This is a genomic window from Pseudomonas sp. (assembly GCF_030683065.1).
Taxonomy (GTDB): Bacteria; Pseudomonadota; Gammaproteobacteria; order Pseudomonadales; family Pseudomonadaceae; genus Aquipseudomonas.
Genome location: NZ_JAUXMX010000030.1, coordinates 148,916 through 173,250 on the forward strand (window position 1 = coordinate 148,916; position 24,335 = coordinate 173,250).

Below are 24,335 nucleotides of genomic sequence, written 5' to 3' on the forward strand. Positions count from 1 at the left end.
TCGCGTACCGCCGTAATGCGGCCGCTGGCAATCTGCAATCACTCGACCAACAGGGAAGACCCCATGCCAACCGACCTATCCGAACTCCAGGGCGAAGTGCTCGCCCTTCGTTGCTTACTGGCCGCGCTACTTACGGCGCTGCCTATGGGTATTCAGTTGCGGGCCTGGCCCGCCTTCGATCATCACGCCGCGCTGCTCAGTGGTCAGCTCGGCGGCCCTGCCCTGGCTGGCTTCACTCGGGCGACCACATCGCTCAAGGCGCGCCAGCCGGTCAGTCTTGGTGTTTCAGGTCTTCCCGTAGCTGCACCAAGTCAGCGGTCAGCTGCTCAAGGTGTCGCGCCATGACATCCAGTCGTGCTGAAGGGGTTTCGCCTCCGTGCGCATCTGGTGTCATAGGCTCGTCTCCTATGCGGCGGTCTTTGGGGTGCTTGTCTCTGTGCTGCTGAGTTCGATGTACATGGCGTCGATGGCCGAGCCGACCGAATACTTCGGATCAGGGATCTCGCCTTGCCGGATACGAAACAAAGTCGAGATATCGCAATTCGATCTTTTGGCGATGGCTGTGTAGGTCACGCCAGCCGCGCGGATTGCTTCGATTTTTGCAGGCAGGTCAGTGGCGTTCATTCAAGGAGTCTCGATATGGTTCGCCCCCATTCTATGCGGCAGTGCATAGAAGTCAATGCAGAACAGCATTTGCCTTATGCATTTAAGCCAGACAGCATTGCACTCATGCACAAGCGCACCGTTCACACCGTCCTGGCCGATTTGATTCGCGCATCAGGAAAGACCCCGACCGAGGTGTCACGCCAATCCGGCGTGGCGCAATCGACCCTATCCAGGATCCTCAGCGAGAAAATCGCCGACCCTTCGGACAAACACGTCTCAGCATTGGCGGACTACTTCGGGGTCACTACCGATCAGATGAGGGGGCGCGCGGAAATCGTGTCTACCCCTGGTCGGACAGCGGGCGGCGGCCGCGAGACGAACGCCGCCTATCACCCAGGCATCACCCCAGTCACCAGCTGGGATGACGACACACCACTCGACGATGACGAGGTAGAAGTGCCGTTTCTAAAGGAAGTAGAACTCTCCGCAGGCAGCGGACGCACGGTCATCCAAGAAAGCAGCCGCTTCAAGCTGCGCTTCGGCAAGTACACCCTGCGCAAGCAGGGCGTCCAGGTAGAGCACGCCGTGTGCGTGCCCATCTACGGCAACTCCATGGAGCCCGTGCTGCGCAGCGGCGCCACCGTAGGCGTAGACCGCAGCAAAACCACAGTCATCGACGGCGACCTCTACGCCCTCAACCACGCCGGCCAGCTCCGCGTGAAGCAGCTCTACCGCCTCCCCGGCGGCGGCATACGCATGCGCAGCTTCAACCGCGACGAACACCCCGACGAGGAATACACCCCCGAACAGATGCAAGAACGCGAAATCAGCCTCATCGGCCGCGTGTTCTGGGGCGCCATGTTCTTCTGATCCATCACCACCGCAGGGAAGGCTCGCGAATGAATTTGAGACCGGCGGCACAGGTATCAGATACCTGCTATATTGATAAGCAGGTATTGCATACCTATACTCTGCTCGCGAAAGGCGGGGGTGCACATGGTTAATGTCCATGAAATCCGGCGCCACCCTACGCGGGTTCTAGCCCGCGTCAGAGCTTATGCGGCCGACCTGGACAAGGTCATTTACCAGAGAGAGACAATCAACGCCCTGGTAAAGGACAAGATTGTTTTCATGGCCGACATCTGGGACTGCCTTGAGAATGGCGAGATCATGGAGGAGCACTTGCACTTCGAAGAAGACGGCACTTATGCAAAACTGGTATGTCATACCGGTGACTGCACAATTTATGTCGATATCAAAATGCTAAATATTGAAGACAAACTAATGGTTTTGTATGCGGAGAAAGAAGATGAGTGACATGTTTCACTATGTCGCATGTGGCCTACCCAACGTCTGGCTTTCCAACGGCTTCACTGAGACCGTTGACGAAGCGGGAGAGCCATTCTTTAGCATCGCAGAGGTTCGAGATCTGCACCGAGCCATTGGGCACTCGCTGACTGAGAAAGAGTCCGTGCTTACTGGCGACGAGTTCAGATTCCTCCGTACAGAACTGCGCATGTCCCGCCGGACCCTGGCCGAGCTACTCGGCTACAGCGACGAGGCAATCAAGAAGTGGGAGTCTGGAGAGAATCGCATTCACAAGCTCGCCGACGCCAACCTCCGCCAGCTCTTCCTAGAAGGTCAGAGTGAAGATGGGACGCTGAAGGCGCTGCTTACCCAGATCAAGGATTTGGAGCGAGAGGAGCGGAAGCTTTGCTTTGAAGAGACACAAAAAGGCTGGGAAGGAAAAGTCGACCAGTGCGCATAACCTTTACCGGCCCACCGCAAGCCTCGCCACCCGCGGGGCTTTTTTCTGCCTGCCACCCTCTCGCCCTTCCCCGCCCACTCTGGCAAACTACTGTACACCCATACAGTAAAGGCGCCACCCATGGCCAAGCCAAAGCCCATCACCCCCAAGCAGCCCAGCCCCTATGAGCTGATGGCAACCCGCATCCAGAAGATCATCAACTCCCAGTCCGCACAAAAGGCCAAGGCCGCCCTGCTCGAGCGCCTGCCTGATGAATCGCCAGACGACTGGGCGCAGATCCTCAGCGAGATAGCCGAGACCGAGAACGTCACCCTCGCCCACCGCGACGACGGCGCCGTGCAGCTCTTCTGGGTGGTCCCGCAAGACGACTGAGCCACCTAAACAAAACCAAGCCCGCCAATGCGCGGGCTTTTTTATGGGCGCATGCCTAAATGCATAAATAATTGCACGTGCGCATTGACACAATATGCACCAGTGCATAGAGTTGCACCAACGCCGCAGCAACACCGCAGTGCCAGCCCAACCAACCGGGCGCCCACTCTTTAAAAACTCAATGCACCAAGCAGTCCCGACAGGTGCGGCGCAAGCCGACAGCCTGAGCGATGGTGGCAAAACCGACTGCTACGCCCGTGAACCGGGCTATCGCTGGAAGAATCCAGCCTGCTCAACGCCAGGTCGAGCGCTCCCTCTACTCAAGTCACCGAGTCGATAGCGCAGAACGGGCCAAGGGTTGCACCGAATACGCTCCCTGCTGGATGCCTGAGATGAAGGCGCAACACCAGCACAGCGCACTAAGTGATACCGACAACGCAACGACAAGACATCGCCCAGCCGGGTGTGGCGCGTAACCCCGGCCAGCAACCCAGAAGATCAAGCTTCAGCGCACGGCAGGCCGGCGCGGCGGTGAGACAACTGACATCAGTAAAACGCACGCGACCGCCGCCAGTAGCGGGTCGCAGTGCCAGAGATAACGGCCCGCCAAGCGTGGGCCGGATGCTCTCCAGGAAGCCTTGCTGCAGGGCTTCGCGGAGAGTGTTGAATCAAGCGTTTTCAGCTTCCTGCTGCTCGATCTCTTCGGACTCACTGATCGCTGCCTGAAGCAGTGCAATCAGATCCTTCGCCTCATCCCGGTGAAGAATGATCACGTGTTCATCTTGCTGAGAATCGCGCTCCTGCTTTACGCACACATCAAACAAGTCGCCGACATAAACCTCGACGCCATAACGCGGATTGATCTTCCCAACCATCGGAGCTTCTCCATGCAATGCACTTACTTCGTTAAAGGCGGCACCTACCACTACAGGGCGCCGCGCCTGAGCGGCTTCAACTACTCGCTTGAAGCCATCCACCGGAGCCTGACACAGCGATTTGGGGCGGGCAACTACGGCCTCACCCAGGTTAACGCACCGGAATAACTCCACCAGGGCGAACCATCGCCCTGGTTGCTCACCGGATCGCCTTCTACCAGGGCGATGCGCTGAGCAACCCAACCAGAGGAAACACCATGTTCGGTATTGGCAAGAAACTGTTTGGCGCGAAGCGCGCCGTGAAGAAGCTGGAGAATCGTGACCTGATGCAGGCCATCGTCGGCGGCTGCCTGTTGGTGGCCGCCGCGGACGGCGAGATCAGCAAGAACGAAGCCGCGCAAATCGATCTGCAGATCCGCGCCAACAAGGCGCTGGAACACTTCGGCAGCGAGATCACCACCACGGTCAACCTGTTCACTGAGCAACTTCAAGCAGGCTTCCGTCTCGGGCGCATGAACATCATGCGTGAGATTAACGACATCAAGAACAACCCGATGGATGCCGAGGAGGTGTTCGTCAACATGCTCACGGTGGCGGAAGGTGACGGCAACATCAGCCCGGAAGAACTGAAGGTTCTGTCGGAAATCGGCAACCAGCTCGGCCTGCGCGTTAAAGATTTCGGCATCGAGGCATGAGCCGGAGGCTCGCCATGTGGGCTGTGGCGGCGGTACTAGTGGTCGTAGGCATCAGCGCCGCAGCCAGCCGCGGCGCCTGCGCCTACTACGGCTACCAGACAGACCGCGACACCCGCTATGCCGCATTCGTCGGCTGCATGGTCAAGGTCGACGCAGCATGGATACCGCGCAACGAACTGCGCGTCGTGCAGTAGGCATCACTGCTGCACCTTGGCAACAGGGTGCAGCGGGATGACAACCGGGAGACACCGATGGACAACACCGCGCCCCTGCGTATCAAGCTCACCGGCACGGTGACTATCACCAAGCACGGCATCCAGGTGGCAGGCTTCGAACTGCACAACGCCAACTTCACCCCGCGCGACCACGCCATCCTCGCCGCCTCCTGGGCCATCGGCCAACTGCAGCGCGAGATGAACAAACTGATTCGCGGGGTAGACGGCGGCAACATCGCCGTCGACTGACAGTAGGAGGTGTTAGACATGGCTTCTGGAAGACCGAAAAGCCAGGAAAAGCTTCAGGCCCAACTGGCTGGCAGAAAGTACTACCAGGGAGCGACCTGCAGCCGGTGCGGGGGCTCTCAGCGCTACACAAGCACCAGCCACTGTACCGCTTGCCAGGGGAACAAGAGCACGGGCGAAAAGGCACCCGCCAAGGCCAGAGCGTTCCGAGTATCAAAACCTCTGGCTCTCCGCCTTGCTGCGGAAATCGAACATCTCGACGGCCAGGTCTTTAGAGAGATCAAGAAGCTTATGGGTCAGCAATCAATCAGCTTGACCGACTAAGAATCCCGCCCAACGACCGGGACGCCACCCCGCAACGCACGGATGCTGCGCAGGGTAATGAGAGCGAATCGCCCGCGCTGGCAGTCAGGGCCACTACTTCACCGCCGTGCCTCGTTCGGCATGCAGCAGCGTTAGCGGCTTGGACCTTATCCAGCCAGACCAGGCGTTAGCGCCCGGGTCAAAGCGCGCTGCTGTTCGAGTAAACAGGAAGCCAAGGTGCCGGTGAATGCCGGTTGCCGTATTGAGTTGTAGGCGCGCAGCTAGCGAAAGAGCGTCCCGATCACCTCGAAAGAGGCTGCATCGGAGTGTGATTGCACGGGAGCAAAACAGCGCAACTGGTACGCCGTGGAGCGCTAACGCAACCCCCGATCACACCCCGATGCAGATGAATGCGCAGTTGCTGCGTGTGACGGAGACACGTTGACCGATGGAGTGGGTGAGGTAGGGCTTGAATCCCCCGTAACCGCCATGACCGATGCGCCGAAAGGCTGGCTGTGCGTCAACAGGCCGGGATCAGCGCCGGCCATCTGCATCAACAACCAACCCAGGCGAGCGCCCGCCAACATGCCAACGGCGCGCACAACAGGAGCACGCAGCCATGTGAATCCCTGCCAAGGCCGGCACGACTAAGGCCTCAACCCAGCTCGATCACGTAAGGCGGCTTATTGATCGAAACAAAAGCCCGGTTCGCCGGGCTTTTCATTGCGCCTACATACGCCGCGGCCTTGACCGGCTGACCTTGCCCAAGCGTCTGCTTCCGGCCAGGGCCGCGACCTATGCACGCCAACCACAGGAGCAGCGCCCGTGATCATCATCGCCGGAAGCCTCAAAGGAATTGCCGAAGCCCTGTTCATGCAGGGCTTTTTGTTGGTCAACGAAGTGCCCTTCACCCGCGCCCCGTTCAAATCCGGCGGGCGCTGGGTGTGCGAGCTTGCCCAATGACCAACTACCAGCGCGCCAAGCGCCGCGCCACCTGGGTATCGGCCGCCATCGCCATCCTGCTTTACAGCCTGCTGCTGATCCTGCCCGCCATCGGCGGCCACATCACCGCCGAACAACCAGCAGGCCAGCACTAGCCGCCCTCAAAGACCAAGCCACGCCTGGAGCATCCATGCCATTCATGACCACCCAAGAGCTGCTCAGCCAGCGCCGCTTCACCCAAGAGAACATCCGCAACCTGCAGGAAGTCCTGCCCGAGCTGCAGGCCGCCAACCGTGACCGTGCGGTCAGCACCATCACCAACCTGATCGGCCAGCTCGACCGCATCGCCGCCGAACTGGCCATGGCCACCGCCAGCTAACCAAGAAAGGAAACGCTGATGGCCAAGACCAACGCCGAGGCCTGCAAAGACTCCCGCGACAAAGCCGCCGCCGAGCGCGAACGCCTCGGCATCGTCATCCGCAAGTGGCCCATCCCCGCAGGCATCAACACCCAGCTCGAATCAGTACGCAAAGCGCACGGCTTCAAAGACTGGCGCGAGCTGCTCGAAACCGTCATCCAGCGCCTGCACGACGCCACCCCCGCAGACGCAGCGCGCTTCCTCGCCGTGTCGCGACACCAATTCACGCCAACCGAAGAGATGTTGCGACAGGTCGCCGAATACAGACCACCACCCGAACCCGAATAACCCAACCGTCCCACCCGCCGCAGCACCAGCACGCGGCCTGGCGTCTTTCGCTCAGGAGCAACCAATGTCAGGAATGATCGGCGCCCGCGAGGCCCAGCCGAAGCACAAGAGCGTCGAGTGGTACACGCCGGCGTGGGTCTTTGATCGTCTCGGCCTGCAATTCGACACTGACCCTTCAAGCCCGCACGACTATGAAACGCCGGTGCCAGCCAAGGTGAAGTACACGATGTTCGACAACGGCTTAGCCCAGCCATGGTTCGGGAGGGTATGGATGAACCCGCCATACGGACCAGATACAGGCTTCTGGATGCGGCGCCTCATCTCCCACGGCAACGGCATCGCCATGGTGTTCAGCAGAACCGACGCAGCATGGTTCCAAGAAGCGATAGCTGCAGCCACCGCAACCCTGCTGATTGCTGGCCGAATCGAATTCATACCCGGACACGAGAACAGCCATAAGAAAGGACGCTCTGGAGCCGGCAGCGCAATGTTCGCTTTCGGCCATGACAATGCGGTCGCCCTTTCCAGGCTCGCAGACCTTGGCGTGTTCATACCCCGCATCGATCCCAAGGGCTCAGCCGCATGATCCACCACCCCAAAGGCGGCCGCTGCAGCGCCTGCGCCAAGCGCCTCGACGACTGCAGCCACCTGCCCTTCCATACCATGCCCGTGCACTGGCATGACGGCGCCGACGTGGTGGTGATCTGCACCCAGTTCGTGCCGGCCACCGCAGAGCGCGGCAAACCATTCCTAAACCCGCGACGAGGCCGGAGGGTCTGAGGCATGAATGCACGCGCTAAGCAGGTGCCGCGCACCCAGGCGGAATGTCGCAAGAACCTCGTTAACCTGCTGCAGGCCAACAGCCGCCGGCGTCACCTCTGGGAAGTGTTCGGCGACTTCATCGAACTAGCGGCCCTGGCCATGGCCAACTCGGTAGACCTGGCCCAGTTCGACGAACGCGAGCAGCGCTACCTGACAATCATCAAACGCTATGAGCCAGATGAAGTGCAGCGCTTCCCGCAGATGCTCGGCGAGCTAACCATGGCCCTCGAGTTCGGCCCCGCCGACGTACTCGGCCAAGTGTTCGGCGAACTGGAGCTTGGCAACTCAGCCCGCGGCCAGTTCTTCACGCCCTACTCACTCTGCGCGCTGATGGCAGGCATGCAGATAGGTGACGGTGCCGACATCCGCAAGCATATCGCCGCGCGCGGCTTCATCACTCTCAGCGAGCCAACCTGTGGCGCCGGCGCGATGGTCATAGCCATGGCCGCCACGATGCAAGCGCAGGGCATCAACTACCAGCACCACCTACACGTCACCGCCCAGGACATCGACTCACGCGGCGTGCACATGGCCTACCTGCAACTCAGCCTGCTGCACATCCCCGCCGTGATCATCCTCGGCAACACCCTGCTGGTCGAAGAGCGCGAGCGCTGGTACACCCCCGCCCACATCCTCGGCCTCTGGAGCCAAAAGCTGCGCCGCGGCTATGCCCTCGGCAGCGCCCTGGATCCAGCCAGCGCACCGGTACCAGCACCAGCACCAGCACCAGCACCAGCACCGATCATCATCGAGCGCCTACCCACCCCACCGCTACCCGTTGGCCGCACGGCGGTATTGGGGGCGCAGATCAGTTTGTTCTGAGGAATACGCCGCATGACTTCAATGAAGAAGCCCGCCCCGATCGACTTCCACACCCAGTACGGCCTGCCCCTCAACGAGCAAGACGAAGAGATCAACGTCGATCTGTTCGCCGGCGGCGGTGGCGCCAGCACCGGCATCGAGATGGGCCTTGGTCGCCCGGTACACATCGCCATCAACCACAACCCCGCGGCCATCAGCATGCACCAGGCCAACCACCCGGGCGCGCTGCACCTGCAGACCGATGTCTGGGCAGTGGATCCGCTGGAAGTCCTGGCAGGCCGGCACATCGGCTGGTTTCACGCCTCACCAGACTGCACCCACCATAGCCAGGCCGCCGGCGGCCAGCCGCGCAAAAAGGAGATCCGCGACCTCAGTTGGGTGGTGATCAAGTGGGCGGGCATCGGCAAGCCGCGCATCATCAGCCTAGAGAACGTGAAGCAGATCCGCCAATGGGGCCCGCTGATCGCCAAGCGCTGCAAGCAAACCGGCCGAGTGCTGCGCCTCGATGGCAGCATTGCCGCCAAGGGCGAGCGGGTACCGCGCGGCGAACAGTTCCTGGTGCCCGACCCGAAGCGCAAAGGCACCACCTGGAACAAGTTACTGGCCTGCCTCGAGGCGCTTGGGTATGTAGTCGAGCACCGCATCATCAAGGCCTGCGACTTCGGCGCCCCAACCAGCCGCGAGCGCCTGTTTATGGTGGCCCGCCGCGATGGCCACCCCATCGTTTGGCCGCAGCCAACCCACGCCGCCAAGCCGGCCAAGGGCCAGCAGCCCTACCGCACCGCCGCCGAGTGCATCGACTTCAGCCTGCCCAGCCAAAGCATCTTCGAACGCAAAAAGCCCCTGGCCGACGCCACCATGCGCCGCATCGCCAAGGGCATCCAGCGCGAGGTGCTGCAGAAGGCCAAGCCATTCATCGTGCCGATCGCCAACTGGTCACGTGACGCATTGCATCCAGTTGACCAGCCTCTGAACACTGTCACGGCATGGCCGAAGGGTGGATCGTTTGCGCTGGCCACCCCGCATCTGGTGAAGTTTCGCTTCGATGAAGGCGGCCTACCGCTCGACCAGCCATTGCCTACCATCACATCGGGCGGCAACTGCAAGCGGCCAGCGGGTGCGGCGCACGCAATGGGAGTAGCCACCGCCTTCCTGGCCCAGGCCAACGGCGGCTTCAACACCACACACTCCAAAGCGCTTCCGGAGCCGATGACCACCGTCACCAACACCGGCAGCCAGCAGCAACTGGTGACCGCCAACCTGGTGCACCTGCGCGGCAACTGCGATGCCAGGGATGTTGTAGACCCGCTGCACACCATCAGTGCCGGCGGCCAGCACCACGGCCTGGCTACCGCCTTCCTGTCGCGGCAGTTCGGCGCCAGCATAGGCCAAGGCCTGGACACACCCGCCCCGGTGATCACCGCTGGCGGAGGTGGCAAGTCAGCACTGGTCGAGCTGCAGCTTTCGCCTGACGTGCAAGAGGGCGCCCTGCGCTGTGCGGCCTTCCTCATGAAGTACCACGGCATCGGCGAGAACATCGTCGGGATGGGCGAGACGGTCAGCACGATCACCACAAAGGATCGCCTGGCCCTGGTAACCGTGTGGATCGGCGGCGACCCCTACGTCATCGTCGACATCCACCTGCGCATGCTCCAGCCCCACGAGCTGTACGCCGCGCAAGGCTTCCCGCCGAACTACATCATCACCCACGGCCACGATGGCCGGAAGTTCACCAAGAGCCAGCAAGTCCACATGTGCGGCAACAGCGTAAGCCCACCGCCGCTGGCAGCCATTGCGGCAGCCAACGACACCTGGCGCAGCCATCAGCGCCAGGCGCTTGCAGCCTGAACCTGAACCAGAACCAGAACCACCCTACCCGGCCATTCCCTGCCTGACGCGCTAGCCGGGCGGATGGCCCGCAAGTATCGCCCCCATTTACCAATCACGCCAATTGGCGAGGTAGCAGTCATGGACAAGAAAACCAAGATCCTCATCCCAGAGATCCCGGGAGACTGGACTGCGCGCATTCGCAGCGGTCACCTCAACATCTGGAACGAGGCACTGCACGGCCGGCCCCACAGAAACGGTCTGCCAGAAGTGCGGATGGAGCCGCCGGAGAAGGGCCTGTATGCCGAGCGCATCGGCGAGGCCTGGTACTGGGTCTGTGGTTGCGAGCGCTGCCTGGACCGCGGCAAGGGCTACAGCTACATCGTCTGCCATGAGCACGACCGCTGCATCACCTGCCACACCCACAACACCGAACTACCCAAGAACATGACCCGCTGGGGTAAGCGCGAAGGATTCAGATGCGGTACGTGCCAGGACCATCTGGACGCGACCCGCAAGGCTGACGCACTGGCCAAAGCTGCCGCGAGCGGGCACAGCGAGAGCGATTGCTCCTACACCGACGCAATTCTCTGCCCGCACTGCGCCAGCGAGCAGTCTAGCGATGATCGGTATGAGGACGAGGCCGAGGCCGAGTGCGGTGTTTGTGGCGGCCTGTACTCGCTAGAACTGCACTACTCGGTCAGCTACACCACGATGGTGGCTGGGAAGGCGCCCGCATGAACGCCCCAACCTTCTGCCGTACCAGCGGCAAGCGCATCGGCCACTGCCCTTGCCTGCGCTGCAACCCACCCAAGGAGCCGACGCCATGCGCCGCACCCTGAGCATCCGCCACACCGTAGACCGGCACGGCAAGCCACTGGCCGAACTGATCGACAACCTGTCCGGCCTCTGCGGCGGGCTCTACCCCGCAGACCTGCGCCACCTCGCCCGCACCTTCAACACCGCCGCCAACGACCTCGAGCAGGGCGAACGCGGCCTGGTCGTCTACTGCATCCAGGAGTAACCCATGCACCCACTCATCTACGTCGCCGGCCGGTACCGGGCAGCGACCCGCGAAGCCGTGGCCGCCAACATCGCCGCAGCCCGCCAGGTCGGCACCCAAGCCGCCCGCCTCGGCTGGTACCCGGTGATCCCCCACGCCAACACCGCCCACATGGAACTCGACCTGGACCACAACGACGAGTTCTGGCTGACCGGCACCCTGGAGCTGATGACCCGCTGCGATGCCGTCGTGCTGGTCGACGGCTGGGAGAACAGCGCCGGCACCCTCGCCGAGATCGCCCGCGCCGACGCCATGCACATCCCCGTCTATCGCGGCCTGCACCTGCTGCCCGGTGCACAAGAGTTTATCGCCTGGCTGTACGCAGTCGAGGCACGGCACGCATGAGCAACATGACCGAAAGCCCCACCGTCCAACGCATCAACGCCCAAGCCAACGGCATCACCCTGGCCCAGGCGATCGCCCTGCTCAACCGCGCCAACCGCTACGTCGGCACCCACTCCACCATCGGCGGCCAGGCGCTCGGCGTAGAGATCACCGAATTCGTCGCCAGCCACCAGAGGGCACAGCAATGATCAACGACGACAACTCACAGCAGAGCGGCGACGCGATCCTCGACAAACTCCGCGCCAGCGGCCTGACCATCGACGGCGACAACGCCTACAAGCGCGACCTACTGGATGCAGTAGTGGGTGCCATGATGCTCGGCAGGCTAAACACCAACCCACCACCAGCCGACCACTGGGCGCAGCGCTTCTGGGATATCGGCCGGGAATATGGCGAATTGCCGGCCGCTTCGCCGGCAATCGTTATCCCGATGCCAGTTATGCCAGAGCAGCCCGAGGATGCTATCGACGACAGCTGGATGGATGGCTACAACGCCGCCCTGCGCATGCGCGAAGACTGCATGCGAGCCATCGAATCAGCTGGGGCCGCACTGAAAGCACAGCCGAGCGTAGTGCAATGGCCTGGTACTGACGAAATCATGCAGATGGCTTTTGAGGAGGGTCAGCCCGACGACGATGCCAGCGGGTACTACTTCGAGCTTGAAGAGTTCGATTTGTTTATCCAGCGCCTTATGGAAGAAGTCGCCCGCCTCAACGCCAGCGCTGCTGTGCCGGATTGGTGGCCAGAGCAGTGGAGGCGAGAGGGGTACAACGGCTGCGTAAAAACGGCAGTCTATGCTCTGCGTTTTCTGCGCAACAATCGGCCAGCAGAAGGCGGTGAACAGCAATACAACGACATGCACTTAATGCAGATCGCTGGCGACCTCGAAACGACTATGCGCGAACTTCTCGCCACCGCCCCAGCCCCTGCGCCATCTACCGGCGTATACAGCGCCGATCCGCTCGCGTGCCCAGGTTGCGTGAGCGGCTGCTTCCGATGCGCGCCAGACCATGTTGAGGGTGCGCGCAAGATGGGCAGCGTACCCAGGGATCTGCTGGAAAGGCTGGAGGTCGCAGCTCGCACAATGTCGGCCGTGCTGGCGCAGGAGCCAAAGCTGAAGGCCGTAGCCAAGCGAGTTATGGCGCTGGAAGTTGCCCGCATCGACGCCGCACTCGCCACCCTCCGCAAGTAACCCACACCATAAAACAAGCTGCCGGCAGCGTCGGCGGCGAGGATATTGCTATGCCTGAGAAAAACCAAACGCCCACCGATCACATCATGAAGCAAGCCCAGGTGTTCGCCTCGGCCTGGTCTCTTGTTGGCGGCGTGTTCGACAGTGGTAACGCGATGGCTGACGCGGAAGAGGCGAAGGAAGAGCTGCGCGACATGGTCGACGGCCTACTGCAATCCCATGTCGAGCAGATAGAGGGTGTGGCTGACGCCATGGAGAGCCTGGTCGACTGGCACGCGAACAAGATTCGGCAGCTTCAAGAGCTCAAGGACGGGGCAGTGGCCGGAACCACCATCGACTTCGGCAGCGACTGCTCTGTCACGCTGACAGAGGACATGTCAAAGGGTATGCGGGCCGCCCTGGCGATCGCGCTGGAGTTCGTCGGCACGCTCCCGATAACGCTCAGCCGTCCAGCCTAACCCCATCAATCACGCCCGCGCTCATGCCGGGCGCGGAGGTATCTATGCCCAAAGAAAAGCAGTCAGGGCATCAGCCCGAAACACTCAGCGACGGCGAGCTGGTGGCGATCACCGGCTATCGTCTACCCTCAAAACAGATTGCCTGGCTCCGGCAAAAAAGCTGGGAGTTCGTCACCAGCGGAGCAAATCGCCCGGTGGTTGGCCGCCTGTATGCCCGGCTCAAGCTGGCCGGGGTCAGGCCGTCGACCGTAAACGCAGTGACTGAACCTTGGTCGCTGGATCTGTCTCGCGTGGGGTAAATCATGCGCCCGAAGAAACCCGCCAATCGCGACCTGCCGCCACGGATGATCCGTCGGGTGCGCGAGCTGAAGTCCGGCGAGAAATGGACAGGCTACTACTACGCCGGACGTGACGAGGCGGGCAAGCGCAAGGAGATACCGCTGGGGACTGATGTCGACGATGCGCGAGTGAAGTGGGCGCAGCTCGAACGCAAGCAGGTGCCGCTGTCAGCTAAGACCGTCGGCGACCTGCTGCGTCGCTACGACCGCGACGTGATACCAGGTAAGGGCGCAAAAACGCAGAACGACAACCGCAAGTGCCTGACCCAGCTGCTCAAAGCGTTCGATGGGGCGCCGCTGGAGGCTGTCACGCCGCAGATAATCGCCCAGTACCGGGACGCCAGGACGGCGCCAGTGCGGGCAAACCGGGAGATTGCCCTGCTCTCGCATGCGTTCAATATGGCTAGGGAGTGGGGGCTCTATAACCGGGAGAACCCTACGCGCGGCGTCAGGCGCAACAAGGAAGAGCCGCGCGACGTGTACGTCACCGACGAGGTGTGGCAGGCACTGTACATCGAGGCACCGAGCGACTTACGGCTGGCCATGGATCTGGCATACCTCACCGGGCAGCGACCGGCCGACGTGCGCAAGATGCGCTGGGCTGACGTGGGCGATGACTTCCTAATGGTCGGCCAGGGCAAGACCTCGACCAAGCTGCGCATCCGTCTGCACATCGACGGGCTACGCACCGGGCTTGGCCGGCTGCTTGATCAGCTCGACCGGAGTCGCCCGCACCTGATTACCAGCGACCAGGGCGCCCAGCTCACCGAGAACATGCTACGGCTGCGATTTGAGCCAGCCAGGAAGCGCGCCGCGGCGAAAGCCATCGAGAACAAAGACCCCGATCTGGCGGCAGCCATCATGCAGTTCCAGTTCCGTGACATACGACCCAAGGCGGCATCGGAAATCATCAGTCTGGAAGATGCGTCAGACCTGCTCGGGCACACCACTCAAGGCATGACGCGGCGCGTATACCGTCGTGTCGGCAAGGTGGTAAACCCGGTCAAATAGCCTGGTAGTTGCGGAAACGGTTCTAATAGTTGCGGAAATGACAGGGCGCAAAGCCGTGCAAATACTGGCACGCACAAACCAAAACGGCAGCCGATTCGGCTGCCGTTGCGGGTAGTGCATCAGACATGTATCAAACCAAGTTAGCGATCAGCTCGCGGGCTTCCTGCTGCTGATCATCGTTACCTTCAGCGACCACTTCATCAAGGATGTCACGCGCACCCTCTGTGTCACCCATATCAATGTAAGCCCGCGCCAAGTCCAGCTTGGTCGCCGACTCATCGGTCCCCGAAAGGAAGTCAAAATCATCGTCGTCATCCAGGTCAGCGCTTTGCAGCGCAGCGACAGGTGCCGGTTGGGGCAACTCGGCAGGCTGATCCAGACTCTCCGACAACTGATCAAGCTGCGCAGTCACTTCATCAAGCTGGGCTGCGAAGCTGTCGCTGCTGAGCTCAACTACCGGCTCGTCGCTTAGCGACAGATCGAAGTCGTCAGAAAGATCGAAATCATCACTCTCGGTTACGCCCGGCAGATCGAGACTCAACTCAGCAAAATCGGCAGTCGCCAGCTCAGCGGGCTTACCTGCTGGCTCATCATCCAGACTCAACAGAAACTCATCATCATCGGCTTCTTCCAGGGTGCCTGGCGCATCCAGATCCAGACTGAAATCTGCAAGATCTCCACCCAGCTCTACGCTGCTGGTAGAGGCATCATCAAGGCTCAGATCGAATTCAAGATCATCCTTATCTGCAACTGGCTCGGCCGAGGCGGCCAAATCCAGATCCGAGTCCAGAGACAGGCTGTCCAGGTCGGACGCGCCTGGAGGGTTCAGATCACGCTGAAGATCCGCCTCAAGGTCAGACTCAAGATCATCCAGACTCAGATCGAAGGCATCATCCAGATCACCAGCAACAGTGACCTGCGGCTCAGGTTCATCCAGGATCAGTTCGTCTAGATTGAAGCTGGAAAAATCATCATCAGCCAAGGCGGCTGCGGCCACACCAGCGCCAGCGAAAGCTGCTATTGCCGGATACTTGCCTTTCAATTGATCGACTTCGGCAGCGGCGCCACCAATTTCACCCAATTCGCTTTCCTGACGAGCAAAGCCGTCACGATCACCCAGCTCGGCATAAACTTCCATCAGCTTGAGTCGCAGGTCACTGCGTTGCGGCTCATCGTTGATAGCATTCTGCAACAGCTCGGCAGCCTGATTAAAACGGCCATAGGCGATATAGATATCCGCCTCGCCCAGCGCATCATTGGTTTGTGCAATCACACGCTCGTCGCCCGGCTCAGTGCTGGCGGTGGCGTCGAGAAAGTCGTCAGGAAAACTGTCAGCTGGCAGCTCCATGTCGCTATCGAAATCATTGTCTCTGCTCTCAGCCGCCAGGCTTTCCTGCAACTCGGCTTCCTTGAGTGCGTTGCGCCGCGACAGCATCATCAGCCCGATCAACAGCGCCAGTAAGGCACCACCACCAGCAAGCCCAAGCAACAGGGGATTGGCGAGCAGACCATCGAGCGTGCTGACTGGTGACGACTGCTCCACTGGCTTGGCAGCAGTCACTGGCTCATCCGCTTTTACCACTGGGGCCGGCTGCGCTATGGGCTCTACAACAGTAGCCGGCTGAACGACCGGCTGCTGGGGCTGAGGCTCCTCAGCGTAATTAAGGTCAGGCGCCTCGGCGTCTGCAGGCGCAGCGACCTCAGCAGCCGCCGCGGCCGGTACTTCAGCCGCCAACTCCGGAGCCTGCCCTTGCGCGGCGAGATTCGCCTGCAACTGGGCAAGCTGATCATCTTTCAGCTGAATCAGACGCTGCAGCTTGTCGAGCTGACCTTGCAGATCACTCACGCGGCCTTTCAGCTCTTCATTCTCGCGGCGGGTAGAGTCCAGCCCCTCCTGGGTTACCGCCAACTTGTCGGTCAGCGCCTTGCTGGCGGCGGCGCCAGCATCATTACCGCTCGCAGCCTTGCCGGTATCAGCAGATAGCAGCTTGAGGCTGTCCTGAGTTTTCGCTTCCGCTGGCGCTGCGCCAGCGGCACTGCGCCTGGTTGCATCCATTTGACGCGCACCGGCAGCCAGGCTGCGCCCCTCGCGCCAGGCGGCATTTTGCTCAGCAACCTGGGCCACAGCTTCAGCCTGGGCACGACTGCCTGCTTGCTCACCCTGGGGCAGACGCAACACCTGACCGTTTTTGAGGCGATTGATATTGCCGCCGATAAAAGCGTCAGGGTTCAAGTCCTGAATGGCCAGCATGGTTTGCTGCACGCTGCCACCACCACGCACACGCTGGGCAATTTCCCACAGCGTGTCATTGGCAGTGGTCTTGTATTCGTCGCCTTGCAAGGTACTTGGCGCAGCGACCGGCGCACGCACTACCGGAGCACTGGCCTGCGGGGCTGGTGCGGCTAGCGGGCGTGGCCCCGGGGCGGCTACGGGTAGCTGAGGCGCTGCGGCGGCGGCAGTTTGTGGCGAGTAAAGCGGCGGATCGAGCAGCAACGTGTACTCGCGCAACAGGCGGCCATTGGGCCACATCACCTCGACCAGGAAATTCAGATAGGGCTCGCGCACCGGCTTGCTCGAGGTAACGCGGATGACGCTCTTGCCATTGGGCTTGAGGATCGGGGTGAACTTGAGGTCGGTAAGGAAGTACTGACGATCAACCCCCGCCCTGGTGAACTCTTCAGGGGACGCCAGGTTCGGCAGCAACTCATTGGAAGCCAGGTCACGCACCTCCAGCAATTCGATCTCAGCCACCAGCGGCTGATTCAGCGCCGACTGCAAGGTCACTTCACCCAGCCCCAACGCGTGCGCCATACCGGAGGAGAATGCCGAAGCAGCTGCGATTGCCAGCACCAGTTTGCGAACCCGAACCATAGCGTTATCCCTTGTTTTATCTTTTTTTATCGATATCCGAGAGGATCTTGATAGTTGCTGCCTGCATTCACCCGAGGGTGACTCCCCATTCAGCAATCAACTCAGCCGATGCTGCTAAGCTCGAAAGGTTATTCAGTTCTATGCCTAAGTATCTTTTACAGATAGTTTTTTATCAATAACTCAGCCAATTGCACAGCGTTCAAGGCGGCGCCTTTCCTCACATTATCAGACGTAATCCACAAATTGAGCTCCGCAGGGTCATCCTGCCCACCACGCACACGGCCGACATACACCACATCCTGACCCACCGCATCACCGACAGCCGTCGGGTAGTCACCCGGTTCGATGTACTCCAGGGCGGTAGATGACTGCAAGGCCGTGCAGATTTTCGGCAGATCGACGGCAGCATCGGCCTGCAGCGACACACTGAGGCTGTCGCCAAAGAACACCGGTACCTGGACGCAGGTCGCAGAAACATTTAGCTGCGGCCGGGCAAGCAACTCTTTGAGTTCACTGGCCAAGCGCTTTTCCAGAACACCGTGACCGTCGCTGTCCGGTGCATCCACTTGTGCAAGCAGATTAAATGCAACCTGGCGGTCGAACAACTGCGGCTCGAATGAACGCCCATTGAGCAGTTCAGCGGTTTGCCGTGCCAACTCGGACACGCCCTCGCGGCCGCGACTGGATACGGCCAAACACGCCGTGACCGCCACGCGCAGCACATTGACCTGCTCGCGCAGAGCAGCCAACACTACCGCCACAGCGATTGCCGAAGGACTCGGGCTGGTGACCTGAAAGGGCGCACTGAGCGTTTTCAGGATCTCGGGGTTGACCTCGGGCACGACGCGAGGCGCTTGTTCGGCGGGCAACGCTGCTGCCAGATCGATCAGCGAACACCCAGCCGCATGGGCCTTGGCCGCATAGCTGCGGGTAATCGCCTCACTGGCAGCAAAGAAAACCAGGCCAACACTCGCGAAATCGAATGCCTCCAGGCTGCGCACCCGCAGATTCTTACCCTTGAACGACAACGAACGCCCGGCCGACTCGCCACTGGCCAGAAGATGCAGATTGGCCACGGGGAAATCGCGCTCTTCGAGCAGCTGCACGAGGGTTTCGCCAACACTGCCTGTGGCGCCGATCACGGCAATATCAAAGGTACGGGTCATGGATAGGCTTCTGACGGAATAAGCACCGCACTGTATAGCGCAGTCCCTTAAATGCAAAGGAGCCAGCAGTACCGATGATCGATCAACATCTCGATCACCGACACCACTCGCTCCTGTTCATTACAGCCGGGCAGTCACTGCAGGCGCTATCAACGCTCCAGCAGAATTCGCAGCATACGTCGCAGCGGTTCGGCAGCGCCCCACAGCAGCTGGTCGCCGACCGTGAAAGCGCCCAGATACTGCGAGCCCATGTTCAGTTTGCGCAGACGCCCGATCGGTACACTCAAGGTGCCGGTGACGGCAGTTGGCCCAAGGTCACGAATACTGGCTTCACGCTGGTTCGGCACCAATTTGACCCAAGGGTTGTGCTGACTGATCAGCCCCTCGATGTCCGACAGCGGCACATCCTTGTTCAGTTTGATGGTCAAGGCCTGGCTGTGGCAGCGCATGGCACCGATGCGCACGCAGAGGCCGTCCACCGGGATCGGATTCTTGAAACGACCAAGAATCTTGTTGGTCTCGGCCTGAGCTTTCCATTCTTCGCGGCTCTGTCCGTTGGGCAACTCCTTGTCGATGTAGGGAATCAGGCTGCCGGCCAGGGGCACACCGAAGTTGTCCACCGGGAAGGACTCGCCACGCATGGCTTGCGCTACCTTGCGGTCGATGTCCAGGATGGCGCTGGCCGGGTCAGCCAGATCACTGGCAACCGAGGCGTTGATAGCGCCCATCTGCTTGATCAGCTCGCGCATGTTCTGCGCGCCGGCACCGCTCGCGGCCTGATAGGTCATAGCGCTCATCCACTCGACCAGACCGGCTTCGTAGAGACCGCCCAGAGCCATCAGCATCAGGCTGACGGTGCAGTTGCCGCCGATGTAGTTCTTGGTGCCGGCATCCAGCTGCTGGTCGATTACCTTGCGATTGACCGGGTCCAGCACAATCACCGAGTCGTCGGCCATGCGCAGACTGGAGGCTGCATCGATCCAGTAACCCTTCCAGCCAGCCTCGCGCAGCTTGGGGAAGACTTCGCTGGTGTAATCACCACCCTGACAGGTAAGGATCACGTCGAGGCTTTTAAGCTCGTCGATGCTGTAGGCATCCTTCAGCGGGGCGGTGTCCTTGCCGATGGCCGGGCCCTGACCGCCGACATTGGAGGTGGTGAAGAACACGGGCTCGATCAAATCGAAATCCTGCTCTTCCAGCATGCGCTGCATCAGCACGGAACCCACCATGCCACGCCAACCGATCAGACCTACACGTTTCATAACCACTACACCTATATGAACAGACCGCCGGGAATTCGCCGGAGAACCTGGAAGATTACAGACTACGCAACGCCTCGACTACCGCATCGCCCATGGCGGCGGTGCCGACCTTGGTCGTACCCGCGCAATAGATGTCACCGGTGCGCAGGCCTTGATCGAGTACCTTGCTGACTGCCTGCTCGATGGCATCGGCAGCCTGGCTCTGGCTGAAGCTGTAACGCAACATCATCGAGACCGAGAGAATGGTCGCCAGCGGATTGGCGATACCCTGCCCGGCGATGTCCGGCGCCGAACCGTGGCACGGCTCGTACATACCCTTGTTGTTGGCATCCAGCGAAGCGGACGGCAGCATGCCGATAGACCCGGTGAGCATGGAAGCCTCATCCGACAGAATATCGCCGAACATGTTGTCGGTGACCATCACGTCGAACTGTTTCGGCGCGCGCACCAGTTGCATGGCCGCGTTATCGACATACATATGGCTGAGCTGAACGTCCGGATAATCCTTGGCCACTTCCTCGACCACGGTGCGCCACAACTGGCTGGAGGCCAGCACGTTAGCCTTGTCTACCGAGCAGAGTTTCTTGTCGCGTACGCGGGCCATGTCGAAACCGACACGGGCGATGCGACGGATCTCGCTTTCGCTGTACGGCAGGGTGTCGAACGCCATGCGCTCGCCATTCTCCAGCACACGCGATTCACGCGGGCTGCCGAAATAGATACCGCCGGTCAGTTCACGCACGATCAGGATGTTCAGCCCGGCAACCACTTCCGGCTTCAGCGACGAGGCATCAGCCAGCTGCGGATAGAGGATGGCCGGGCGCAGGTTGGCGAACAGACCCAGTTGCGAACGGATCTTCAACAGGCCGCGTTCCGGGCGCAGGGCCGGATCAATGGCATCCCACTGGGGGCCACCCACCGCACCGAGCAAAATCGCATCGGCGGCGCGGGCGCGCTCCAGGGTCTCGTCGGCCAGTGGTACGCCATATTGCTCATAGGCGGCGCCGCCCAACTGGTCGAACGACAGCTCAAAACCCAGGTCGAACTTGTCGTTGGCCAACTCCAGCACCTTGACCGCCTCGGCCATAATTTCCGGGCCGATACCATCGCCGGGCAGAATCAGAATCTGTTTGCTCATATTGTCCTCAATACGCCGTAGGGTGCGCCGTGCGCACCAGACCTTTTATTCAATGGTGCGCACAGCCTAGGCGGCCCCGCGCACCCTACTTGATTGCGCCGAACAGCCAGGGGCTCTTCTGCTGGTAATCGACTTCGAAGGCCTTGATCGCCTCGGCATCCTGCAGAGTCAGGCCGATGTCGTCTAGGCCGTTGAACAGGCAATGCTTGCGGAAGGCATCCACCTCGAAGGCGTATTGCTTGCCGTCAGGCCGGGTCACCGTCTGCGCGCCCAGGTCGACAGTCAGCTGATAGCCTTCGCAGGCTTCGCTCTGCTGAAACAATTCATCGACATCGTGCTCGTCGAGAACGATCGGCAGCAGGCCGTTCTTGAAACTGTTGTTGTAGAAAATATCGGCAAAGCTCGGTGCGATGATCGCGCGGAAACCGTATTCCTCCAGCGCCCAAGGCGCATGTTCACGACTCGAACCGCAACCGAAGTTCTCCCGCGCCAGCAGCACGCTGGCACCCTGGTAACGCGGGAAATTCAGCACGAAATCCTGGTTCAGTGGACGCTTGGAGCTGTCCTGATTGGGCTGGCCGACATCCAGGTAACGCCACTCATCGAACAGATTGGGGCCGAAGCCGCTGCGTTTGATCGATTTCAAGAACTGCTTGGGGATGATCTGGTCGGTGTCGACATTGGCGCGGTCAAGTGGCGCAACCAGGCCGGTGTGTTGAGTAAAAGCTCGCATATTCGGACTCCTCAGGCCTGGGTCAATTCACGCACGTCGATAAAGTGGCCGGTCACCGCCGCCGCCGCTGCCATGGCCGGGCTGACCAGGTGAGTACGGCCGCCGGCGCCCTGACGACCTTCGAAATTGCGGTTGGAGGTGGAGGCGCAATGCTCGCCACTGCCGAGCTTGTCCGGGTTCATCGCCAGGCACATGGAGCAGCCCGGTTCGCGCCATTCAAAGCCAGCGGCAATAAAGATCTGATCCAGTCCCTCTTTTTCCGCCTGGGCTTTGACCAGGCCGGAGCCTGGCACCACCATGGCCTGCTTGATGGTCGATGCGACCTTGCGGCCCTTGGCCACGGCAGCAGCAGCGCGCAGGTCTTCGATCCGCGAGTTGGTGCAGGAGCCGATGAATACCCGGTCGAGCTGAATGTCGGTGATCGCCTGATTGGCCTTGAGCCCCATGTATTTCAGGGCGCGAGTGATCGAATCCTTTTTTACTGGATCGCTCTCGACCGCTGGGTCCGGCACCCGCTGATCAACTGCCAGCACCATCTCCGGCGACGTGCCCCAACTGACTTGCGGCTTGATGTCTTCGGCACGCAACTCGACGATTTTATCGAAATGCGCGTCGGCGTCGGACACCAGGTCTTGCCACTGAGCGACCGCCTTGGCCCAATCTGCACCCTTGGGGGCGAACGGGCGACCTTCGACGTAATCGACGGTCTTCTGATCCACGGCCACCAGACCGACCCGGGCGCCCGCCTCGATCGACATGTTGCAGATAGTCATGCGCCCTTCCAGCGACAGCTCGCGAATCGCGCTGCCGGCGAATTCCAGGGCATGGCCATTGCCGCCAGCGGTGCCGATCTTGCCGATCACTGCGAGGACGATGTCCTTGGCGGTCACGCCGAAGGGCAACTGGCCCTCCACGCGAACCTGCATGTTCTTCATCTTCTTGGCCACCAGGCACTGGGTGGCCAGCACATGCTCGACCTCGGAAGTGCCGATGCCGTGGGCCAACGCGCCGAACGCACCATGGGTCGAGGTATGCGAGTCGCCGCAGACCACGGTCATGCCCGGCAGGGTCGCGCCCTGCTCCGGGCCGACCACATGGACGATGCCCTGGCGCACATCGTTCATCTTGAATTCGAGAATACCGAAGGCGTCGCAGTTCTCGTCGAGGGTCTGCACCTGAATCCGCGACACCTCATCGGTGATCGACTCCAGGCCGCCCTGACGCTCGGCCTTGGTGGTCGGCACATTGTGATCCGGGGTGGCGATGTTGGCATCGATGCGCCACGGCTTGCGCCCTGCCTGACGTAGCCCTTCGAAGGCCTGCGGCGAGGTCACTTCGTGGAGGATATGGCGGTCGATGTAGATCAGCGACGAACCATCGTCACGGCGCTTCACCTCATGCATTTCCCAGAGCTTGTCATAGAGCGTTTTGCCGGCCATCAGCGGTTTCCTCATCAGCGTGTTTCTATTCAAGGACCAATAGCCCTTTATTTATAGGGTGATCCTATGAGCTTGGATTGAATTACTCAAATTCATATTTTTTATCCAAAGGATTCCATTCAGGAATAGCGGTACGCTACAAGCCTCTCGTTATGGCTTACCGCTGGGAGCTATTGCCATGGATCTCGCCACGCTCAATGCCTTTATTGCCATCGCCGAACTGGGCAGCTTCTCTGATGCCGCCGAACGCCTGCACCTGACCCAACCGGCGGTGAGCAAGCGTATCGCCAACCTGGAACAGCAACTGAATGTGCGCCTGTTCGACCGCCTGGGTCGCGAGGTGAGCCTGACCGAGGCCGGCCGCGCCCTGCTGCCGCGCGCCTACCAGATTCTCAATGTACTGGACGACACCCGCCGCGCCCTGAACAACCTCAGCGGCGAGGTCAGCGGCCGGCTGACATTGGCCACCAGCCATCATATAGGCCTGCACCGCTTGCCACCCCTGCTGCGCGCCTTCACCCGCACGCACCCGCAGGTGGCGCTGGACATCCAGTTTCTCGACTCCGAAGTGGCCTATGAAGAAGTCCTGCATGGCCGCGCCGAGCTGGCGGTAATCACCCTGGCCCCGGAAACCCGCGAGCCAGTGCATGCGGTAGCGGTGTGGGACGACCCACTGGATTTCGTCGCCGCGCCCGAGCATCCGCTGGCACGCAGCAAGGCGATCAGCCTGGCCGATGTGGCGCATCACCCGGCAGTGTTTCCGGGCGGCAACACCTTTACCCACCATATCGTGCGACGCCTGTTCGAAGCGCAGGGGCTGACGCCGAACATCGCCATGAGCACCAACTACCTGGAAACCATCAAGATGATGGTGTCGATCGGCCTGGCCTGGAGCGTACTGCCACGCACCATGCTCGATGAGCAGGTCGCCCGCCTCCCGCTACCCGGCATCCAGCTATCACGACAACTCGGCTATATCTCGCACACCGAGCGTACCCTGTCGAATGCCGCACGGGCCTTCATGCAGTTACTCGATGCGCAGCGCGACGACCTTGCGCTGGCGCCTGCGCAAAGGCTAACGTGAGCTTTATAAGTATAAGAGAGCGCTCTCGCCATGAC

34 protein-coding genes are annotated in these 24,335 nt (G+C 61.0%); 26 read left to right on the forward strand and 8 right to left on the reverse strand.

All coding sequences use genetic code 11. The annotated features are described in order from the left end of the window. Window positions 1-63 precede the first annotated feature (63 nt). Entirely contained in the window at window positions 64-345 is a 282-nt protein-coding gene (locus Q8K09_RS08560) for a hypothetical protein (protein ID WP_305254548.1), read from the forward strand. Between the two features lie 60 nt (window positions 346-405). On the opposite strand, the gene Q8K09_RS08565 is transcribed toward Q8K09_RS08560, so the two are convergent. Further along, window positions 406-624, reverse strand: a complete 219-nt coding sequence (locus Q8K09_RS08565; protein ID WP_305254549.1) for a helix-turn-helix transcriptional regulator — start codon at window positions 622-624, stop codon at window positions 406-408. A 105-nt stretch (window positions 625-729) separates the two neighbouring features. Between Q8K09_RS08565 and Q8K09_RS08570 the strand changes: the two genes are divergently transcribed. The 4 genes from Q8K09_RS08570 to Q8K09_RS08585 all read left to right on the forward strand — a co-directional run bounded on the left by Q8K09_RS08570 (window position 730) and on the right by Q8K09_RS08585 (window position 2,746). Beyond that, complete coding sequence (locus Q8K09_RS08570; protein WP_305254660.1) at window positions 730-1,476, forward strand: helix-turn-helix transcriptional regulator; 747 nt, start codon at window positions 730-732, stop codon at window positions 1,474-1,476. Window positions 1,477-1,602: 126 nt separating this feature from the next. Beyond that, the gene (locus Q8K09_RS08575; protein WP_305254550.1) at window positions 1,603-1,923 is read left to right on the forward strand and encodes a hypothetical protein; all 321 of its coding nucleotides are present in this window, start codon (window positions 1,603-1,605) and stop codon (window positions 1,921-1,923) included. Continuing rightward, entirely contained in the window at window positions 1,916-2,374 is a 459-nt protein-coding gene (locus Q8K09_RS08580; protein WP_305254551.1) for a helix-turn-helix domain-containing protein, read from the forward strand. The genes Q8K09_RS08575 and Q8K09_RS08580 overlap by 8 nt, the downstream gene beginning before the upstream one ends. Before the next feature lie 120 nt (window positions 2,375-2,494). After that, window positions 2,495-2,746 carry a DUF1654 domain-containing protein gene (locus Q8K09_RS08585; RefSeq protein ID WP_305254552.1) on the forward strand — a complete coding sequence of 84 codons (252 nt, stop codon included), beginning with the start codon at window positions 2,495-2,497 and terminating at the stop codon, window positions 2,744-2,746. 668 nt (window positions 2,747-3,414) lie between these two features. Here Q8K09_RS08585 and Q8K09_RS08590 read toward each other — a convergent pair. Beyond that, window positions 3,415-3,621: a hypothetical protein gene (locus Q8K09_RS08590; protein ID WP_305254553.1), complete on the reverse strand. Its 207-nt coding sequence runs from the start codon at window positions 3,619-3,621 to the stop codon at window positions 3,415-3,417. 12 nt (window positions 3,622-3,633) lie between these two features. Between Q8K09_RS08590 and Q8K09_RS08595 the strand changes: the two genes are divergently transcribed. The 20 genes from Q8K09_RS08595 (at window position 3,634) to Q8K09_RS08690 (ending at window position 14,606) form a co-directional block, all read left to right on the forward strand. Continuing rightward, window positions 3,634-3,789 carry a hypothetical protein gene (locus Q8K09_RS08595; RefSeq protein WP_305254554.1) on the forward strand — a complete coding sequence of 52 codons (156 nt, stop codon included), beginning with the start codon at window positions 3,634-3,636 and terminating at the stop codon, window positions 3,787-3,789. 89 nt (window positions 3,790-3,878) lie between these two features. Further along, window positions 3,879-4,316: a tellurite resistance TerB family protein gene (locus tag Q8K09_RS08600; RefSeq protein WP_305254555.1), complete on the forward strand. Its 438-nt coding sequence runs from the start codon at window positions 3,879-3,881 to the stop codon at window positions 4,314-4,316. Window positions 4,317-4,330: 14 nt separating this feature from the next. After that, entirely contained in the window at window positions 4,331-4,510 is a 180-nt protein-coding gene (locus Q8K09_RS08605) for a hypothetical protein (protein ID WP_305254556.1), read from the forward strand. Between the two features lie 57 nt (window positions 4,511-4,567). After that, window positions 4,568-4,780 (forward strand): hypothetical protein, encoded by a 213-nt coding sequence (locus tag Q8K09_RS08610; RefSeq protein WP_305254557.1) that lies wholly within the window; start codon window positions 4,568-4,570, stop codon window positions 4,778-4,780. A gap of 1,125 nt (window positions 4,781-5,905) precedes the next feature. Further along, window positions 5,906-6,043 carry a hypothetical protein gene (locus tag Q8K09_RS08615; RefSeq protein WP_305254558.1) on the forward strand — a complete coding sequence of 46 codons (138 nt, stop codon included), beginning with the start codon at window positions 5,906-5,908 and terminating at the stop codon, window positions 6,041-6,043. Next, window positions 6,040-6,177: a hypothetical protein gene (locus Q8K09_RS08620; protein WP_305254559.1), complete on the forward strand. Its 138-nt coding sequence runs from the start codon at window positions 6,040-6,042 to the stop codon at window positions 6,175-6,177. Before Q8K09_RS08615 ends, Q8K09_RS08620 begins: the two co-directional genes overlap by 4 nt. Window positions 6,178-6,212: 35 nt before the next feature. Then, window positions 6,213-6,401 (forward strand): hypothetical protein, encoded by a 189-nt coding sequence (locus Q8K09_RS08625; RefSeq protein ID WP_305254560.1) that lies wholly within the window; start codon window positions 6,213-6,215, stop codon window positions 6,399-6,401. Window positions 6,402-6,419: 18 nt separating this feature from the next. Next, window positions 6,420-6,728, forward strand: coding sequence for a hypothetical protein (locus Q8K09_RS08630; RefSeq protein WP_305254561.1), 309 nt, complete (start codon window positions 6,420-6,422; stop codon window positions 6,726-6,728). Between the two features lie 64 nt (window positions 6,729-6,792). Next, window positions 6,793-7,314 (forward strand): DNA N-6-adenine-methyltransferase, encoded by a 522-nt coding sequence (locus Q8K09_RS08635; protein ID WP_305254562.1) that lies wholly within the window; start codon window positions 6,793-6,795, stop codon window positions 7,312-7,314. Beyond that, window positions 7,311-7,508: a hypothetical protein gene (locus tag Q8K09_RS08640; protein ID WP_305254563.1), complete on the forward strand. Its 198-nt coding sequence runs from the start codon at window positions 7,311-7,313 to the stop codon at window positions 7,506-7,508. Before Q8K09_RS08635 ends, Q8K09_RS08640 begins: the two co-directional genes overlap by 4 nt. Before the next feature lie 3 nt (window positions 7,509-7,511). After that, window positions 7,512-8,372, forward strand: coding sequence for an N-6 DNA methylase (locus Q8K09_RS08645; protein WP_305254564.1), 861 nt, complete (start codon window positions 7,512-7,514; stop codon window positions 8,370-8,372). Between the two features lie 12 nt (window positions 8,373-8,384). Beyond that, window positions 8,385-10,220, forward strand: a complete 1,836-nt coding sequence (locus tag Q8K09_RS08650) for a DNA cytosine methyltransferase (protein ID WP_305254565.1) — start codon at window positions 8,385-8,387, stop codon at window positions 10,218-10,220. 120 nt (window positions 10,221-10,340) lie between these two features. Continuing rightward, complete coding sequence (locus Q8K09_RS08655; RefSeq protein ID WP_305254566.1) at window positions 10,341-10,940, forward strand: hypothetical protein; 600 nt, start codon at window positions 10,341-10,343, stop codon at window positions 10,938-10,940. A gap of 85 nt (window positions 10,941-11,025) precedes the next feature. Beyond that, entirely contained in the window at window positions 11,026-11,223 is a 198-nt protein-coding gene (locus tag Q8K09_RS08660) for a hypothetical protein (RefSeq protein WP_305254567.1), read from the forward strand. Window positions 11,224-11,226: 3 nt separating this feature from the next. Next, on the forward strand, window positions 11,227-11,607 hold the full coding sequence (locus tag Q8K09_RS08665; RefSeq protein ID WP_305254568.1) for a DUF1937 family protein: 381 nt from the start codon (window positions 11,227-11,229) through the stop codon (window positions 11,605-11,607). Between the two features lie 5 nt (window positions 11,608-11,612). Beyond that, entirely contained in the window at window positions 11,613-11,795 is a 183-nt protein-coding gene (locus tag Q8K09_RS08670) for a hypothetical protein (protein WP_305254569.1), read from the forward strand. Then, entirely contained in the window at window positions 11,792-12,799 is a 1,008-nt protein-coding gene (locus Q8K09_RS21265) for a hypothetical protein (RefSeq protein WP_370869498.1), read from the forward strand. Before Q8K09_RS08670 ends, Q8K09_RS21265 begins: the two co-directional genes overlap by 4 nt. A 50-nt stretch (window positions 12,800-12,849) precedes the next feature. Then, on the forward strand, window positions 12,850-13,257 hold the full coding sequence (locus tag Q8K09_RS08680; protein WP_305254570.1) for a host nuclease inhibitor protein: 408 nt from the start codon (window positions 12,850-12,852) through the stop codon (window positions 13,255-13,257). A gap of 44 nt (window positions 13,258-13,301) precedes the next feature. Beyond that, entirely contained in the window at window positions 13,302-13,556 is a 255-nt protein-coding gene (locus tag Q8K09_RS08685; RefSeq protein ID WP_305254571.1) for a DUF4224 domain-containing protein, read from the forward strand. A gap of 3 nt (window positions 13,557-13,559) precedes the next feature. Continuing rightward, the gene (locus Q8K09_RS08690) at window positions 13,560-14,606 is read left to right on the forward strand and encodes a tyrosine-type recombinase/integrase (RefSeq protein WP_305254572.1); all 1,047 of its coding nucleotides are present in this window, start codon (window positions 13,560-13,562) and stop codon (window positions 14,604-14,606) included. A 130-nt stretch (window positions 14,607-14,736) separates the two neighbouring features. On the opposite strand, the gene Q8K09_RS08695 is transcribed toward Q8K09_RS08690, so the two are convergent. The 6 genes from Q8K09_RS08695 to leuC all read right to left on the reverse strand — a co-directional run bounded on the left by Q8K09_RS08695 (window position 14,737) and on the right by leuC (window position 23,216). Further along, window positions 14,737-17,478, reverse strand: a complete 2,742-nt coding sequence (locus tag Q8K09_RS08695) for a FimV/HubP family polar landmark protein (protein WP_305254573.1) — start codon at window positions 17,476-17,478, stop codon at window positions 14,737-14,739. A gap of 155 nt (window positions 17,479-17,633) precedes the next feature. Further along, the gene (locus Q8K09_RS08700) at window positions 17,634-18,644 is read right to left on the reverse strand and encodes an aspartate-semialdehyde dehydrogenase (protein WP_305254574.1); all 1,011 of its coding nucleotides are present in this window, start codon (window positions 18,642-18,644) and stop codon (window positions 17,634-17,636) included. Window positions 18,645-18,793: 149 nt separating this feature from the next. Beyond that, the gene (asd, locus tag Q8K09_RS08705) at window positions 18,794-19,906 is read right to left on the reverse strand and encodes an aspartate-semialdehyde dehydrogenase (RefSeq protein ID WP_305254575.1); all 1,113 of its coding nucleotides are present in this window, start codon (window positions 19,904-19,906) and stop codon (window positions 18,794-18,796) included. Window positions 19,907-19,961: 55 nt separating this feature from the next. Further along, a complete protein-coding gene (gene leuB / locus Q8K09_RS08710) occupies window positions 19,962-21,044 on the reverse strand; it encodes a 3-isopropylmalate dehydrogenase (RefSeq protein ID WP_305254576.1) in 1,083 nt (360 codons plus the stop codon). 85 nt (window positions 21,045-21,129) lie between these two features. Continuing rightward, complete coding sequence (gene leuD, locus Q8K09_RS08715) at window positions 21,130-21,777, reverse strand: 3-isopropylmalate dehydratase small subunit (RefSeq protein ID WP_305254577.1); 648 nt, start codon at window positions 21,775-21,777, stop codon at window positions 21,130-21,132. Window positions 21,778-21,788: 11 nt separating this feature from the next. Then, window positions 21,789-23,216 (reverse strand): 3-isopropylmalate dehydratase large subunit, encoded by a 1,428-nt coding sequence (leuC, locus tag Q8K09_RS08720; protein ID WP_305254578.1) that lies wholly within the window; start codon window positions 23,214-23,216, stop codon window positions 21,789-21,791. 178 nt (window positions 23,217-23,394) lie between these two features. Here leuC and Q8K09_RS08725 point away from each other — a divergent pair, with 178 nt between their 5' ends. Then, window positions 23,395-24,300, forward strand: a complete 906-nt coding sequence (locus Q8K09_RS08725) for a LysR family transcriptional regulator (RefSeq protein ID WP_305254579.1) — start codon at window positions 23,395-23,397, stop codon at window positions 24,298-24,300. Window positions 24,301-24,335 lie beyond the last annotated feature (35 nt).